Below are 12,120 nucleotides of genomic sequence, written 5' to 3'. Positions count from 1 at the left end.
GCGCCGCGACATGGGCGCGTGTCGCCTCGCTGATAGGCACATGTCGCCTGAACGCCGTAAACCCCGAAGCCTATGTCGCCGCCACACTCCGAAAGATCCTCGATCAGCACATGCAGACTGACATCGACACTCTCATGCCATGGAACTTCGGCAAGTAGTAAAACCACAGTGCCATGGGTGATGGACTGCCGCTTACCCTCCTTCCAGGCCTGAGAAAGGATCACACCATCAAACCATGCGATCAAACACCTAGGGACCAGAAAAAAAACTGACCCAAATTATGCCAGTTCCGCATTCTCTGCTGGAATGAAAGCTCCATCATCAACAATGATACCAATTGCAACTTTAACGGATCAGCTAGAAGTTGCCAGCGTAGGATTCTGCCCCCTCCGGCATTCAACCCCATTCTGTACTCAGCCGGAATCTACCCCTAGATGCTACAAACCGGTGTTTCAGGGGCAGTTTGCGGGAGGGAGCGGAATCGTGTCGTAAGACTTTCCCAACCTCCGCTGCACCATGTCGTCCTTCTGGATCACAATTTCGAGGCAACGGCTAAAGACGTCTACTGGACTTTCGTCGGGGAACTGCGGGCGCAGAATACGGCCTAACCGGTGCGACACTGCGCCATCGATCATCAAGTTATCGGTCATGTCGTGATGCTCAACCATCAATCCGTCGGGACTGCGCAAGACACCGTCTGCGTCTGACATTGCATCGGCTTGGTAGTGATCGCGGATACGCTGCAGGTGTGGCCTGGAGTCCTCTGTATAGCCAAAGATAGGGCGGTTAAGCGCAGCCATGAAGGCCAATTCGAAAACAGTGCCCGTATCTGCCCCGACACCACGTAAGGGCGTTAGGTTGGCCATCAAGATGTCGGCACCACGCAAGCATAATTCGTTCACTGCACTGATTGCGCACCCCGTAGCGAAACGATTGTCGCATTCGGGGTAGGCCATGACCCCAGCATGAATTGGCAGATATCCTGCCGCACGCACCATGTCCGCTTTAGCTGCAAGGCGCTGTGCGCCGTCTGGATAAAAGACATCGGGACCCGCAAGGTAGATAGATCTCATGCCTGCACCCCAACATGCTGATCAACGATGCGATGCAGCACAGTTTGCAGAACAGAGGCAATGCGCTTTTGGTGATCGTGACCAGGGGGCACGATTTGATCTGCCAGAAGGCAAATGGAGGGGTGATCACCGACCGCGACAGAATGGCGAGCCATTCTAAGCATCTGAACGTCATTGGCATCATTACCGAACGCTGCATCCAGAGGTAGCGTGTGTCCTAGCGCGACAATACCTCCAGTTTTATCTGTACCTTTCGCCATGACATCGAAGGTGCCATCGGCATGGCTCATCACACAGAATACAGGTTCACTCATGCACACTTGCACTGGCGATTTATCCTTGGGTTGCGGCAAGACAAGGATCTTGATCAGCGCAGGGACATCATGTGCATCACCCAGCCTAAGATGGCGCCCTATATCGTGACGGATCACCCGGTGCATCGCGTGGGGATGGCGGCCGGGCAAGACGAAATCAACCCCATAGGCTAGGTAGGCACAATTCATCGCGTCGAGCGCCTTTAACACCCGTGACGCTGCATCTGGATCTAAACGCGACTGGTAAACGAGGGTGCCGCGTTGCAGGGCCAGCGCGCCATTGGCTCCAACGACATCCCAACTCTTTAGCAATTCCGGAGGTACCGCCTGTGCGACGTTTATCGGGTGCCGCGCCGAAGCTATAATTACTCTGATGTCCTGGGGTAACATTTTGAGCACTGCGAGGATTTGCGGTGCGACCGCTCCCCCCCCGAAGCAAATCGTTCCATCCAAATCAAGAGCAAGAACAGGCATCACCGCACTCCTTTCAGGCTGCGCTCAAGCAATCAAACGGTGATACCGTTGAACGCACTGGTGTCGACAAGACACGGTTGAACCGCTCATAGGTATGCCGTACCTCTTCGGGCTGCGATCCAGCGCGGAAAGTGTCCTTGCTACAGTCTTCACCCGATGCACCAAAGAAATCCTGAGCCTCCCCAACCCATACGGCACGCATACAATCTGGTGAGACTTCCCCAAAGATAATGCTGCCAGTATGATCAATCTTCAGACAAATATCATCCAGACGGATGCCATGGCGGCTAAGAAAAGCATATAATGCACAGAAAGCAGACATTGCAGTTTTCTCCGCGCTGGCGGTGTCAATATAGCGGTCAGCGAGTCCTGTCGGCAGGCATTCATCCCGTAGACGGCAACCTTTATCGTCCTTCAGCGGATTGGTGTAGTCGAAGCGGACATAGGGCACATGGGCGCGTTCTGGCTCGATCCGTCCGCCGTCACGTGTCCGGTGATCAGAGATTTTATAAAGACCATGTTTCGGAGTGCCCACATGCCGCGACTTTACGATAACTTCAATTGGTGGCACATGATCTACACTGTTGTCGCGGAGACGGCGGGTGATGTAGTAGTCTGAGCCGAATGCGAGGGTTGCCATGCGCAGACCTGCATCGGCGAGCACATCAGACAAGATACGAAACGAGTTCAACCGCGCCGTGTCGGTGCCTTCGATCACCGCGGAACGGTTTTGCGTAAAAGAATAAAGGCTAGGGATCATTCGCACGATCACATGCGCGTCGTCCACAATGCGAATTTCCTTCGACTCGCCACGCGTCAGCAAAGGCAGATCCTCCCATGACCTGCGTATCTCGTTCCAATCGGGCAGCAGAGGGTGAGATTTAATGTTCATAGTCTACTCCTTTCGAAAGTGATCGGATGGGACGGAGGCCACGCCATGTCACCAGTAGGCCACCCCCTGCAAACACAGTGAGCAGCATGGCAAAGCCGGCGACGTTGCTAGAAGTTCCAATTCCCAAGGTGCCCGACGCGGGGCTGCGTGTGACGATTTCAAATGCGACCGGTCCTATTATGCTGCCAAGGCTGCCAAGTTGGGCGATTAAGCCGAAAGCCAGTGCGTCATCGCCATGCTTGCGTGCCAGCAGAGGCGGTAGAATAAAGATGCTGCCCTGCATAAGGCCTGAGATCGCCATCAAAGACAGTCCGGTCAGTGCATATATCGGGTCTATGTCGGCTTGCGTCAGGGCCAACGACAGTACAACGAGTGAGGGGAAGCCGACAGATAATACCGCGCTGGACGATAGTACTCCATTCGCCAGAGGGCCCATAGCGAGCGTTGTCAAAATGCTGATAAGCGGCATCCCCACATGGAGTAGCTGCTGCACCTGCGGTGTTGGTGCCATGAGCGGCACAAAAATTAGTAGCCCAAGGTAGATCGATGAATGGAACAGAAAGATCAGGCCTGGCAACAGTGTCGACCTGTGACGGATTGCCCGGAAATTGTCTGCCAGCATACGGCGCACAAGACGCAAGAGGCGGACGCTTGCCGGATCATCGCTCGTGTCGGTTGATCCGGCATGGTCAGGGTCAGGGTCAGAAATTGGCCGCGTCCAAAGGAGCAAGGCGACCACAATAGTCAGCGCGGCATGTGTGGCCAGCATGACTGGCGTTCCACCTGCCGCAATCAACGTCGGACCGGTACTTCCGGCAACCCCAAAGGCCACCCCATAGAACGTGCCCCAGAGCGCAAGTGCCGATGATATACGTCTTGCCGGGGCGTAGCGCACGATTAGCGCGGGGGCCGCCACGACGATGAACAAGTTCGTTGCGCCCTCGAGCAGTCGGGTAATGTAGAATATCGATATAGGGGGCGATACGGCCTGAATCAGCGACAGCATCGACGCCAATACCAAAGAACCAAGCAGCATTTTCCGCAGCCCCATTCGCGCAGTGATTGAGGCACCAGCAACCCCGAATATCAACCCGAATATACCACAAGCAGCCAGTAACTCGCTGACCACGCTAGAACCGGTTGATAGTTCGGATTGAAAGGCATCGAAACCGATGGACATTTTGGCGAATTGCATCGCAGCAGAAATGCCTGCCGTCCAAAGTAGCAGCACCGTGACCCAAGATCCTGTGACGGCCTGTTCTGCCGAAAACGAGGGGTCTGCAGCACGAACTGGCCGGGTGGCCCTCTGGCGCGATGTCATCATGATATGTCCTGCGACAGCACATCCATCAGAGTTTCACAGACCGGTACATTCAGCCGCCGTAAATGATCGGCGTTCTGGTGTCCTGTACTGACCGCCAGAAAATCCCACCCCCGGTCTTGCGCCACCTCAGCGTCGTGATCGGTATCGCCAATCATTAACACCCGGTCGCCCGGCGATTGGATGAATTGACGGTCAAGGTCACGGGCACGCATCAGCTTGCCACTTGCAGCTCCGTCTTCGAGACCGAACAGGATGTCGATTTGACCTTCTATGCCGTTGCACCTTGCGGTGCGGTGAAGCGTGTCTTGCTGCGACGCGGATAACACTGCGATCCGCGTTCCATTGGCATGCAAACCGGTGATCAGTGATTGTACGCCAGGGCACAAGCCGCATTCCAGCACCCGGGCATCGAAGTGGTGGAGATACGACAGCACCAGAACCTCAAACTCATTCACGGCGAAATCAAAGCCAAGGTCCGCGTAAAAAGCGCGGATCGGAAAGCGAAATTTGTTGCGATACGTGGGCAACGAAATTTCTTCAAAACCCAGATCGACGCGTACAGCATTCACAGATGCTACAGCCAACGCCACGTCGTCGATGATGGTGCCGTTCCAGTCAAACACCACGTGTGAATAGTCAAAAGGATCATACATGTGGATGCTCCCGCGCCATCCAGACTCTGCGTAATAGGGTTGGCGCAAAGACCCGTGCAGCGATCGCGGGGGCCATCAACGTTGCAGGATCAGCGATCAAATTATTTACGCGTAATACTGCCATAGCAAGAACTCGATCATGACGCGCTCGGTTCGCGAGCTGCTCAAAGTATGCTCGATGAAGGTTTATCCGCAGACCAGGAGGCAAACCTATGCCTTCAAACTGCTCCTCTACCGCCGCTGCCTGCTGCCACGGCAGGCTCACGGCCTCACAGATCCGTCGCTGTATCCGTGCTGTATCGCAGCCTTTCGCAATAATCGCTGCCATGGCCTCGACTTGCAATGCTGTGGCGCTCATGCCCTGGCTGTAAAGAGGGTTGATGCTGCAAACGCAGTCGCCAATTGCGAGGAATCCCTTCGGCCAGTCACGAAGCTGATCAAAGTGCCGCCGTTGACCGCCAGGCATCCGATATCGGCGAGGGGCTGACAGCGGGGTGGCCTGGAGCAAAGCGTTATGCAGATCGGGAACAGATAGAGAGCTCAGATAGGCCAGTAGGCCCTCATGGGTTGGATCGGGTTCTTGGCCGAACCACGCACCGGCGGTCACCATCCAACGTTCGCCCTCAATCGGACTGATGACAGCCATGCGCTTTTGAGCTGGCAGGCGCGGTAGATAAAGAAGTACTTTCCAATCGTCCGAGCCATCCTTTGATGCCGCACTAGCCCCCCTATCCGGCCGCGCGAATGTGGCGGAGACGTAGCCTAGGCGGGTTACAATTTGTTCTACTGGGACTTGCCCCAGTCCCGCCTGTTCTAGTTGGGAAGATATATCGGATCCGCGTCCGGTGGCATCGACAACGAGAACGGCAGACTCGATCCTATCTTCTGTCTTCTCGGCTTCACCTGTCACTGGGCACCCGACAGAATGTAAGCGGACACCGGTCACACACCCATCCTTAAACAATGGCTGGGCTTCTGTCCTGTCGGCCAATACCACATTGGGCAGATCTTGGACACGCTTCCGCAATTGATGTTCTAATAGCGTGCGGGTACAGTAACGGGCCGTAATCCCGGAGGGCCACCGGCGTTTCCATGCTCCGGCCTGATGGCATTTCACGTCTTGCGTAAGGTCTACGACCAAGGCTCCTTGCTTTTCCAAGTCATGCAACAAGCCGGGAAACAACCGTTCCATAATATCTTGTCCGCGCTGCAATAGCAGGTGAACGTGATGTTCTTGCGGCACGCATTGGCGCGGCACCGCTCTGTCTGGCAGATGATCGCGATCCAGCACGAGGACTTGCGCATAGCGTTCTGAAAGTACGCGGGCTGTCAGAAGACCAGCAATGCTACCGCCGATGACGACGGCGCGGGGCGCTGGGGAATAAGATGGTCTCATGCAGCTTGCTTTCGTGGCATGGTGTTCAGCGCGTCGATCATCTGTGCGATATGTGCTTGTGTGATGTCGGGATGCACTGGCAACGTGGCGACAGATGCTAACAATCGAGCGGCATTTGGACAGTCGGTTCTGCGGCCAGCAAGGATAGGGAACTCATACAAGGGACGGCAGTTGTAGGTCAGTATGTCACTGGGTACGCCGCATGCCGCGAGGTGCGCATTTAGTGCCTTACCAGCGCCATGCCGATGACGAACGAGCATTTTGACACCGCTTGGTATACCGCCCGATATTACCGAAAAGGGTTCGAGATCTGTGTGGTTCAACCCCATAGAAATTTGCGCCATGACGGCACGGCGTTTCTGGAGGTGCCCCTGGAGAAGTGGTAACCGTGCAAGGCCAAGTGCCGCTTGGAGCCCTGACAAGTTGAAATTCGCGCTGTATCCGATCAACGGTTCCACAGTCTTGCTGCGCACTTGTTGCAATCGGTTGGCCAAAGCGGGATCCGATGCAAGAACAAAGCCACCCTCGCCTGTAACCATGACCTTGCTCGCATGGGTCGAGAAGGTAGCGAGATCGGCATTACGCCATATATGTCGTCCGTTCAGCTCAATGCCATGACCCAAAGCAAGGTCAAGAACGAATCTCAGGCCATGCGCTTTGGTAAACGCTGCGACCGCTTCAGCAGGTACGGGATAACCCCACATCGGGACCTCAATCACAGCGCGGGTGTGTGGTCCTACCGCCCGACGCGCAGCATCAAGATCGATCGAGAAACCGTCTGGAGTTGTATCACAAAACACCGGGATTACACCTATTGCGGTAAGGGCGTAGACGGTGCAAAGCGGGCAACTAGGCGTCAGAAGCACCTCGTCTCCTGGTCTCAAGTCCAACGCTAAGAGCGCGGTTAGGACGGCGGCATAGCCGGACGAGACAGCGATGGCATAGTCTGCATCGAACCAATGTGCGAGGGCCGCTTCGTACTGCGACACAGTCTCGCCTTGCCCGGACAGATCCCGTGTCAAAGCACGCTCAAGCATGGGGGCGTCAGCCGGAGTGGTAGGATCGAAGCGATCTGGAATGCAGCCATGCTGGGACCGGGTCATGATGGGTGGTACGGCTTGCGCGTCGCGCTGCGATAACGCCCCATCCAGTCGCGCTTGTCCTAACGCAGCTTGCACTGCAGAGAGCTTATGATTCACGCCAGGTGTGATGCCGTCGAGCCGTCCGAACTGGGCAAAAGTGCGGGCGCGCTCTGCGAGCCTCGGGTCATTGAACAAAAGCGCACCGCCTTCACCTGTAGAGATCGGTTGCCCTTGTGTTAGGGGGACCATCAGTATCTGTGCACGGCGGAGTGCGCGCGCCCAATCGCACCGATCAAGATCAGTGGCCAAAACCACGTTAGGTAAGGTGACATTGGAAGAATGACCGGGTGGATTCAGCTGGAAGACATAAGCCCTTTGGGCGTTGTCAGATGGACTCAGAGACGCTTGGCCAACGTCTATATACTTAACACCGGCTAGTGTTGCAGCTCCTGCGATCCAGCTTGGCAGTTTCGGTAGGGCGTTTACGATGCTATCGCCACGCTGTGCGCCGAAAGCACCCAATAGCACCGTTAGCATTGCGGCGTCAGTAGAAACGACGACCGCGTCAGCAGCCCCGGTCGCGGCCACCAATGACCGTTCAAAGTGCTCGACCCAAGACAACCCGTCATCATGACTGATCCGCGTGGCCGCCATTACCGCCGCTAGATCCCGCGCAAGGTTTTTGGTCACACCCGTACGGCCTACATCCGGCGTTGTCCTATCGTCGACGACCGAGGTCATTCTGCAGCTTCATGTGATGACACGTTCAAAAAAACTTCAGCGGCAATATTGGCGATAGTATCAAGGTCTTCGTGGGTTAGTCCCTCGTGGCATGGCAGGGTTAGAATGGATGCGATCAAGTGCTCAGCATTGGGACATGGGCGGGCAAATGCTCGGAACGCTGGTTCTCGATACAATGGCTTGTAATTATAGCGCGTCGTATCTGACTGGACACCACGATCCGCTAACTGTTTTGTCAATGCGCGCGTATTAACGCCATGATGCCACCAGACTGTGGCATATCCGTTGACTTCTGCCCCCTCATATCGGCACATCTCAGTTAACACGGGGATGTGGGACAGCAGGACGCGCAGATTTGACACTCGCTCCTGCCGCGCGGCGATCTTGGCATCCAGCTTCGCGAACTGTGATATCCCCAATGCGGCGCAGATTGGTGCCAGCTTGGCGTTGCCGCCGCGCGCATGCCCCAGCCGTTCTCCCCCCTGGGCATCACGCGTTGCACCATGGTGTTGCCACTGTCGCATACGAGCATATACTTCGGAATGTGGCGTCAGGCAGAAGCCGCCCTCACCAGTGCTGACCAACTTGCGCTCATGGGTCGAAAAGGTGCTGGCATCGCCGAATGTGCCAAACTTACGCCCATCCATGCTGGTGCCGAATGAGTGGGCACAATCTTCTATCAAAAGCAGACCCATCTCTCGGCAGAACTGCGCAAGCGGCGCAACATCCCAAGGATAACCCCACATAGGCACCGTCAGGACAGCATCCAGTCCTGATGTTGTAATGAGCGTACGAAGATCATCCAATTTCGGGGCAAAACTATCAACCTCCACATCGTAGAACACGGGTATGGCCCCAACGGCAAGGATGGGTAATATGGACATAATTGGGGCTGTGGGTGGCAGGCCAATATGGTGCCCAGGGCCGAGGCCCAACCCGCGAAGCGCCAATTCAATCGCTACAGTTCCATTACAAGCAGCCAAAGCATGCGTGACACCGAAATACGCAGCGATCACTTCCTCGTAACGTTCGACAACGGGTGCTTTCCCGGAAAAACCCGGCCCGTCAAAGGCCGCAATCACGCTCTGCAGGTCCATCTCATCAAAGGAGATGTGAAGGTTTTGAAATGCGGGAACTGGAGGATGCTGGGTCATGACGCGATCCGAGACAGGGCCTGAACTGGTTGAGCCATCTGTTCCTCAATGATCGCCATGCAATTGTAGACTGGACGGACCGAAGCGAACGAAATCTCAGACTCGCGCTGTTCGCGCACTGCACAGATGAATTCATTCATCTGGCCCGCATAACCGCTGCGTTCGAAACCGGAGGCAAGAGGGCTATGTTCCCAAGAGTCTGACCAGCGCTTTGCTTCGTCAAGATGGTAGGCCTTACCCACTTCGGAGACAGTTATAGACCAAAGTGCCGATGAGCTAATAAGCCGACTTCCCATTGCTATTACGTCGAAGTCAAAAACGAAGTGCGGGCAGGTGTTGGATGTTACCAGCGACGCAGTCACCCCATTCTGGAAAGTCAGAACAATTGTTAGAACGATACGCTCGCCGATATTCTCCCCGACTGTGGTCACCTGCCGCACAGTCCCACATAGGTTGATAAGAAAATCGAGACTGTGGATTGATTGAGAATAGAGGAATGATTTCAGCAGGCAGGTGTGATCCCAAAAAGGTGTCGTTGGCTTGCTGCAAAAATGTCTAAGAGTGACCGAGTTAACTTGTTCCTCACATAGTGCCTTAAGTCTCTTTGTGACACTGGCATAGCGAAAGTTCATCCCTACTCCGGTGGTGACACCGCTGTGCCTTGCGCTTTCGATCATTTTGTCCAGATGGCCGATCGAAGGCGCTGGAGGCTTCTCGACGAAAACTGGCAGTCTACGGTCCAGCGCCTGGCAGGCGATCTCGTAATGTCCACTCGGATAGCAAGCTACGACAACAGCATCCAAGTCACAGGAATCCATCATGGTTGCCGCATCCGAAAATACACGGGCGGAGGGTAGCATCTTTAGCGCGTCTTGGCGGCGGGCTGGATTCTGATCACAGATTCCCAAGACTTCAACACCCGCAAGTGTTAGGCAACACGGTACTAGGTTTTCCTGTGCCTGTGCTCCAAATCCAACAAACCCCAGTTTCATAGTGTCTCCAGTTTATGGCTGAGGACAAGGACCGAAGGCTTGTCCGTATAATAGGCGAGGCGGGATAGCGGTACCCAAGCGAGATCGTGCGATTCAACAGATGGCCGGAGTGGCTCGGACATTTCCGCAACCAGTAAATACCGGATGTCATAATGCTGGTGGGCGGGCGTATCATGGTGCTCGGGAATTTGGTGAATATCGATATCAAAGATCTCAGGTCGAGCGACTCGGATGTCGGTCAGCCCTGACTCTTCGCGTGCTTCGCGTTGAGCAACGGCTAAGGGGTCACGTTCTCCGTCACAATGCCCGCCCAGTTGGAGCCAGCAATCAAGTTTGGCATGGTTTGTCAGAATGACGTGGCTATGCGCCGGATTAACGACAAAAGCTGATGCGGTGACATGCCCCTGAATGCGACTCCGACAGAACGCATCTTCGTGGTTCTGAATCAGGTTGAGCAAGCTTACGGCATTGACCCGGTCACGTTCATTCGTGGGGCTGTACAGCCCTGCATAAGGAATACTGATGCTTTTCATTGACTGCTGATTAATGATGTCATCTGTTACTAACGCACTACAATTATTTAGTAACATAACGGACGATTCCCCATTAATCATACCACTGCGGAGTGCAATTTAGGGTAGTTTGCACACCTGCTTGCTATCTTAAAAGTTAATAATTCTGTTGCTGTGCATCAGCAGAATTAATGCCATTTTACGAGCGCCATGAGAGTCCCCCAGAGAACTATAAGGAGAAATGTTTGAGTAAAAATTTGAACATATCATTATTGCGAACCTTCGTCGCTGTAGCGGAATTAGGCCAGATCACCCGCGCCGCGGCGCAAGTGAATGTATCGCAATCAGCAGCAAGTCAACAGATCAGCCGACTGGAAGATCAACTCGGCGTGTGTTTACTGCAGCGCAGCTCAAACAAGGTTAAGCTTTCTACCGAGGGCGAGCAGCTTTATGCTAACGCCCGGAAATTGTTGGCATTGAATGATAGAATAGTGACGGATGTCATGAAGGCGCGCGAGGTTGTTGAAATCCGATTTGGCGTACCGCATGACATTGTAGAACGTGTGTCGCCGCCGATAGTAAAGAAATTTTGCGCTGAAAATCCAAACGTGTTCATCCAGCTGTTGAGTATGTCAACTAATGAACTTCTAGACGACATGGCTAAGGGAAAGATCGATCTGTTGCTAGCGACAGAGCCGATGGATACAACTCTTGGCGAAGTAATGATGGTAGATAGCCTCGTCTGGGTAGGGGCGCAGGGCGCACGCGCGCTAGAGGTGGACCCGTTGCCGGTCTCTTTAGGTGACAGCCACGATCGATTCAGCCAAGTCGCAATTGACGCGCTGAATGAAGCGGGGCTGCGCTGGCGGCAAATCAACCAGCCAGATGGGTTAGGATCAGTTCTTGCGATGTTGGCCGCCGGTATGGTCGTTGCGCCCTTCTTGTCGAAAATGCTGCCTGCAGGGCTTTTTGAAATCAAAGAATCGAGACTACCAAACTTGCCGCAGTTTCAGGTTAACCTAATAATCCGGCCCCATGAAAATCGTACCATAGTATTGAATCTCGCTGCCCACGTGGAGGCGTATTTCAACGAAATGACAGGAAAAGCCATTTGAGTATGAAATGGCTTTGTTGCACAAATCGGTTGCTGGGCGGGCTTTCCCTTTCCCCGGACAGACTTATCACGGCCTCTGTGACGGGTATGCCAAGAGCGGTGTAACAACGGTTGAGGACGGCGATGCGGACCTGGATTTCCGCGACCTGGCGGTCGAAGTCCCGCGCCATGAGGCTTTGCCCCAGCAGTTTCACACAGGGCACCTTGGTTTCGACGCGGCTCCGACGGTGGTATCCGCTTAATCGTTGCCAGAGCGCTCGGCCGAGGTATCGCGATGCGTTGACCGCCTCGTTTCTGGTCTTGCGTAAGCGCCGCGCCATCGCCCTCATTGTTTGAAGCTGCCGACTGTCTGAGATGCGCCCTGCATAGCAGGAGGTGTCTTATGGATCGTGATGTACA

At 54.7% G+C, this 12,120-nt stretch carries 12 protein-coding genes and 1 pseudogene; 2 read left to right on the top strand and 11 right to left on the bottom strand.

The window, feature by feature from the left end; translation table 11 throughout:
* Positions 1 to 158 (top strand): transposase domain-containing protein (locus tag CHB75_RS20755; protein WP_141135057.1); only part of this gene is annotated, 158 nt, incomplete at its 5' end.
* Positions 159 to 452: 294 nt separating this feature from the next.
* Here the strand turns inward: CHB75_RS20755 and CHB75_RS20750 are convergent.
* Genes CHB75_RS20750 through CHB75_RS20705 form a run of 10 tightly spaced genes read right to left on the bottom strand, consistent with a single transcriptional unit; the run spans position 453 to position 10,628 of the window.
* Complete coding sequence (locus CHB75_RS20750; RefSeq protein WP_089274041.1) at positions 453 to 1,073, bottom strand: nucleoside 2-deoxyribosyltransferase; 621 nt, start codon at positions 1,071 to 1,073, stop codon at positions 453 to 455.
* Entirely contained in the window at positions 1,070 to 1,861 is a 792-nt protein-coding gene (locus CHB75_RS20745) for an HAD hydrolase family protein (RefSeq protein ID WP_089274039.1), read from the bottom strand. The genes CHB75_RS20750 and CHB75_RS20745 overlap by 4 nt, the downstream gene beginning before the upstream one ends.
* A gap of 13 nt (positions 1,862 to 1,874) precedes the next feature.
* Positions 1,875 to 2,753, bottom strand: a complete 879-nt coding sequence (locus CHB75_RS20740; protein WP_089274037.1) for a phosphoribosylaminoimidazolesuccinocarboxamide synthase — start codon at positions 2,751 to 2,753, stop codon at positions 1,875 to 1,877.
* Positions 2,743 to 4,077 (bottom strand): MFS transporter, encoded by a 1,335-nt coding sequence (locus CHB75_RS20735; protein WP_089274035.1) that lies wholly within the window; start codon positions 4,075 to 4,077, stop codon positions 2,743 to 2,745. Before CHB75_RS20735 ends, CHB75_RS20740 begins: the two co-directional genes overlap by 11 nt.
* A complete protein-coding gene (locus CHB75_RS20730) occupies positions 4,074 to 4,730 on the bottom strand; it encodes an HAD family hydrolase (protein WP_089274033.1) in 657 nt (218 codons plus the stop codon). The genes CHB75_RS20735 and CHB75_RS20730 overlap by 4 nt, the downstream gene beginning before the upstream one ends.
* Complete coding sequence (locus CHB75_RS20725) at positions 4,723 to 6,126, bottom strand: FAD-dependent oxidoreductase (protein WP_141135165.1); 1,404 nt, start codon at positions 6,124 to 6,126, stop codon at positions 4,723 to 4,725. Before CHB75_RS20725 ends, CHB75_RS20730 begins: the two co-directional genes overlap by 8 nt.
* Positions 6,123 to 7,949, bottom strand: a complete 1,827-nt coding sequence (locus CHB75_RS20720) for a DegT/DnrJ/EryC1/StrS family aminotransferase (RefSeq protein WP_089274029.1) — start codon at positions 7,947 to 7,949, stop codon at positions 6,123 to 6,125. The genes CHB75_RS20725 and CHB75_RS20720 overlap by 4 nt, the downstream gene beginning before the upstream one ends.
* A complete protein-coding gene (locus CHB75_RS20715) occupies positions 7,946 to 9,103 on the bottom strand; it encodes a DegT/DnrJ/EryC1/StrS family aminotransferase (protein WP_089274027.1) in 1,158 nt (385 codons plus the stop codon). Before CHB75_RS20715 ends, CHB75_RS20720 begins: the two co-directional genes overlap by 4 nt.
* Positions 9,100 to 10,095: a Gfo/Idh/MocA family protein gene (locus CHB75_RS20710; RefSeq protein WP_089274025.1), complete on the bottom strand. Its 996-nt coding sequence runs from the start codon at positions 10,093 to 10,095 to the stop codon at positions 9,100 to 9,102. Before CHB75_RS20710 ends, CHB75_RS20715 begins: the two co-directional genes overlap by 4 nt.
* On the bottom strand, positions 10,092 to 10,628 hold the full coding sequence (locus tag CHB75_RS20705; protein WP_089274023.1) for an NUDIX hydrolase: 537 nt from the start codon (positions 10,626 to 10,628) through the stop codon (positions 10,092 to 10,094). The genes CHB75_RS20710 and CHB75_RS20705 overlap by 4 nt, the downstream gene beginning before the upstream one ends.
* 224 nt (positions 10,629 to 10,852) lie before the next feature.
* Here CHB75_RS20705 and CHB75_RS20700 point away from each other — a divergent pair, with 224 nt between their 5' ends.
* Complete coding sequence (locus CHB75_RS20700; RefSeq protein WP_176439237.1) at positions 10,853 to 11,722, top strand: LysR family transcriptional regulator; 870 nt, start codon at positions 10,853 to 10,855, stop codon at positions 11,720 to 11,722.
* Here the strand turns inward: CHB75_RS20700 and CHB75_RS20695 are convergent.
* Positions 11,694 to 12,017 (bottom strand): annotated as a pseudogene (locus tag CHB75_RS20695) (hypothetical protein); the annotation flags it as partial. The gene CHB75_RS20700 and the pseudogene CHB75_RS20695 overlap by 29 nt on opposite strands.
* Positions 12,018 to 12,120 lie beyond the last annotated feature (103 nt).

It is taken from the genome of Puniceibacterium sediminis, assembly GCF_900188035.1.
GTDB classification, from domain to species: domain Bacteria; phylum Pseudomonadota; class Alphaproteobacteria; order Rhodobacterales; family Rhodobacteraceae; genus Puniceibacterium; species Puniceibacterium sediminis.
This window is presented reverse-complemented; position numbering and strand designations above follow the sequence as displayed.

Excerpts from the sequence above, each read along its gene's own strand:
- CHB75_RS20750 (WP_089274041.1), bottom strand. The coding sequence starts at position 1,073 with ATGAGATCTATCTACCTTGCGGGTCCCGATGTCTTTTATCCAGACGGC.
- CHB75_RS20745 (WP_089274039.1), bottom strand. The coding sequence starts at position 1,861 with ATGCCTGTTCTTGCTCTTGATTTGGATGGAACGATTTGCTTCGGGGGG.
- CHB75_RS20740 (WP_089274037.1), bottom strand. The coding sequence starts at position 2,753 with ATGAACATTAAATCTCACCCTCTGCTGCCCGATTGGAACGAGATACGC.
- CHB75_RS20735 (WP_089274035.1), bottom strand. The coding sequence starts at position 4,077 with ATGATGACATCGCGCCAGAGGGCCACCCGGCCAGTTCGTGCTGCAGAC.
- CHB75_RS20730 (WP_089274033.1), bottom strand. The coding sequence starts at position 4,730 with ATGTATGATCCTTTTGACTATTCACACGTGGTGTTTGACTGGAACGGC.
- CHB75_RS20725 (WP_141135165.1), bottom strand. The coding sequence starts at position 6,126 with ATGAGACCATCTTATTCCCCAGCGCCCCGCGCCGTCGTCATCGGCGGT.
- CHB75_RS20720 (WP_089274029.1), bottom strand. The coding sequence starts at position 7,949 with ATGACCTCGGTCGTCGACGATAGGACAACGCCGGATGTAGGCCGTACG.
- CHB75_RS20715 (WP_089274027.1), bottom strand. The coding sequence starts at position 9,103 with ATGACCCAGCATCCTCCAGTTCCCGCATTTCAAAACCTTCACATCTCC.
- CHB75_RS20710 (WP_089274025.1), bottom strand. The coding sequence starts at position 10,095 with ATGAAACTGGGGTTTGTTGGATTTGGAGCACAGGCACAGGAAAACCTA.
- CHB75_RS20705 (WP_089274023.1), bottom strand. The coding sequence starts at position 10,628 with ATGAAAAGCATCAGTATTCCTTATGCAGGGCTGTACAGCCCCACGAAT.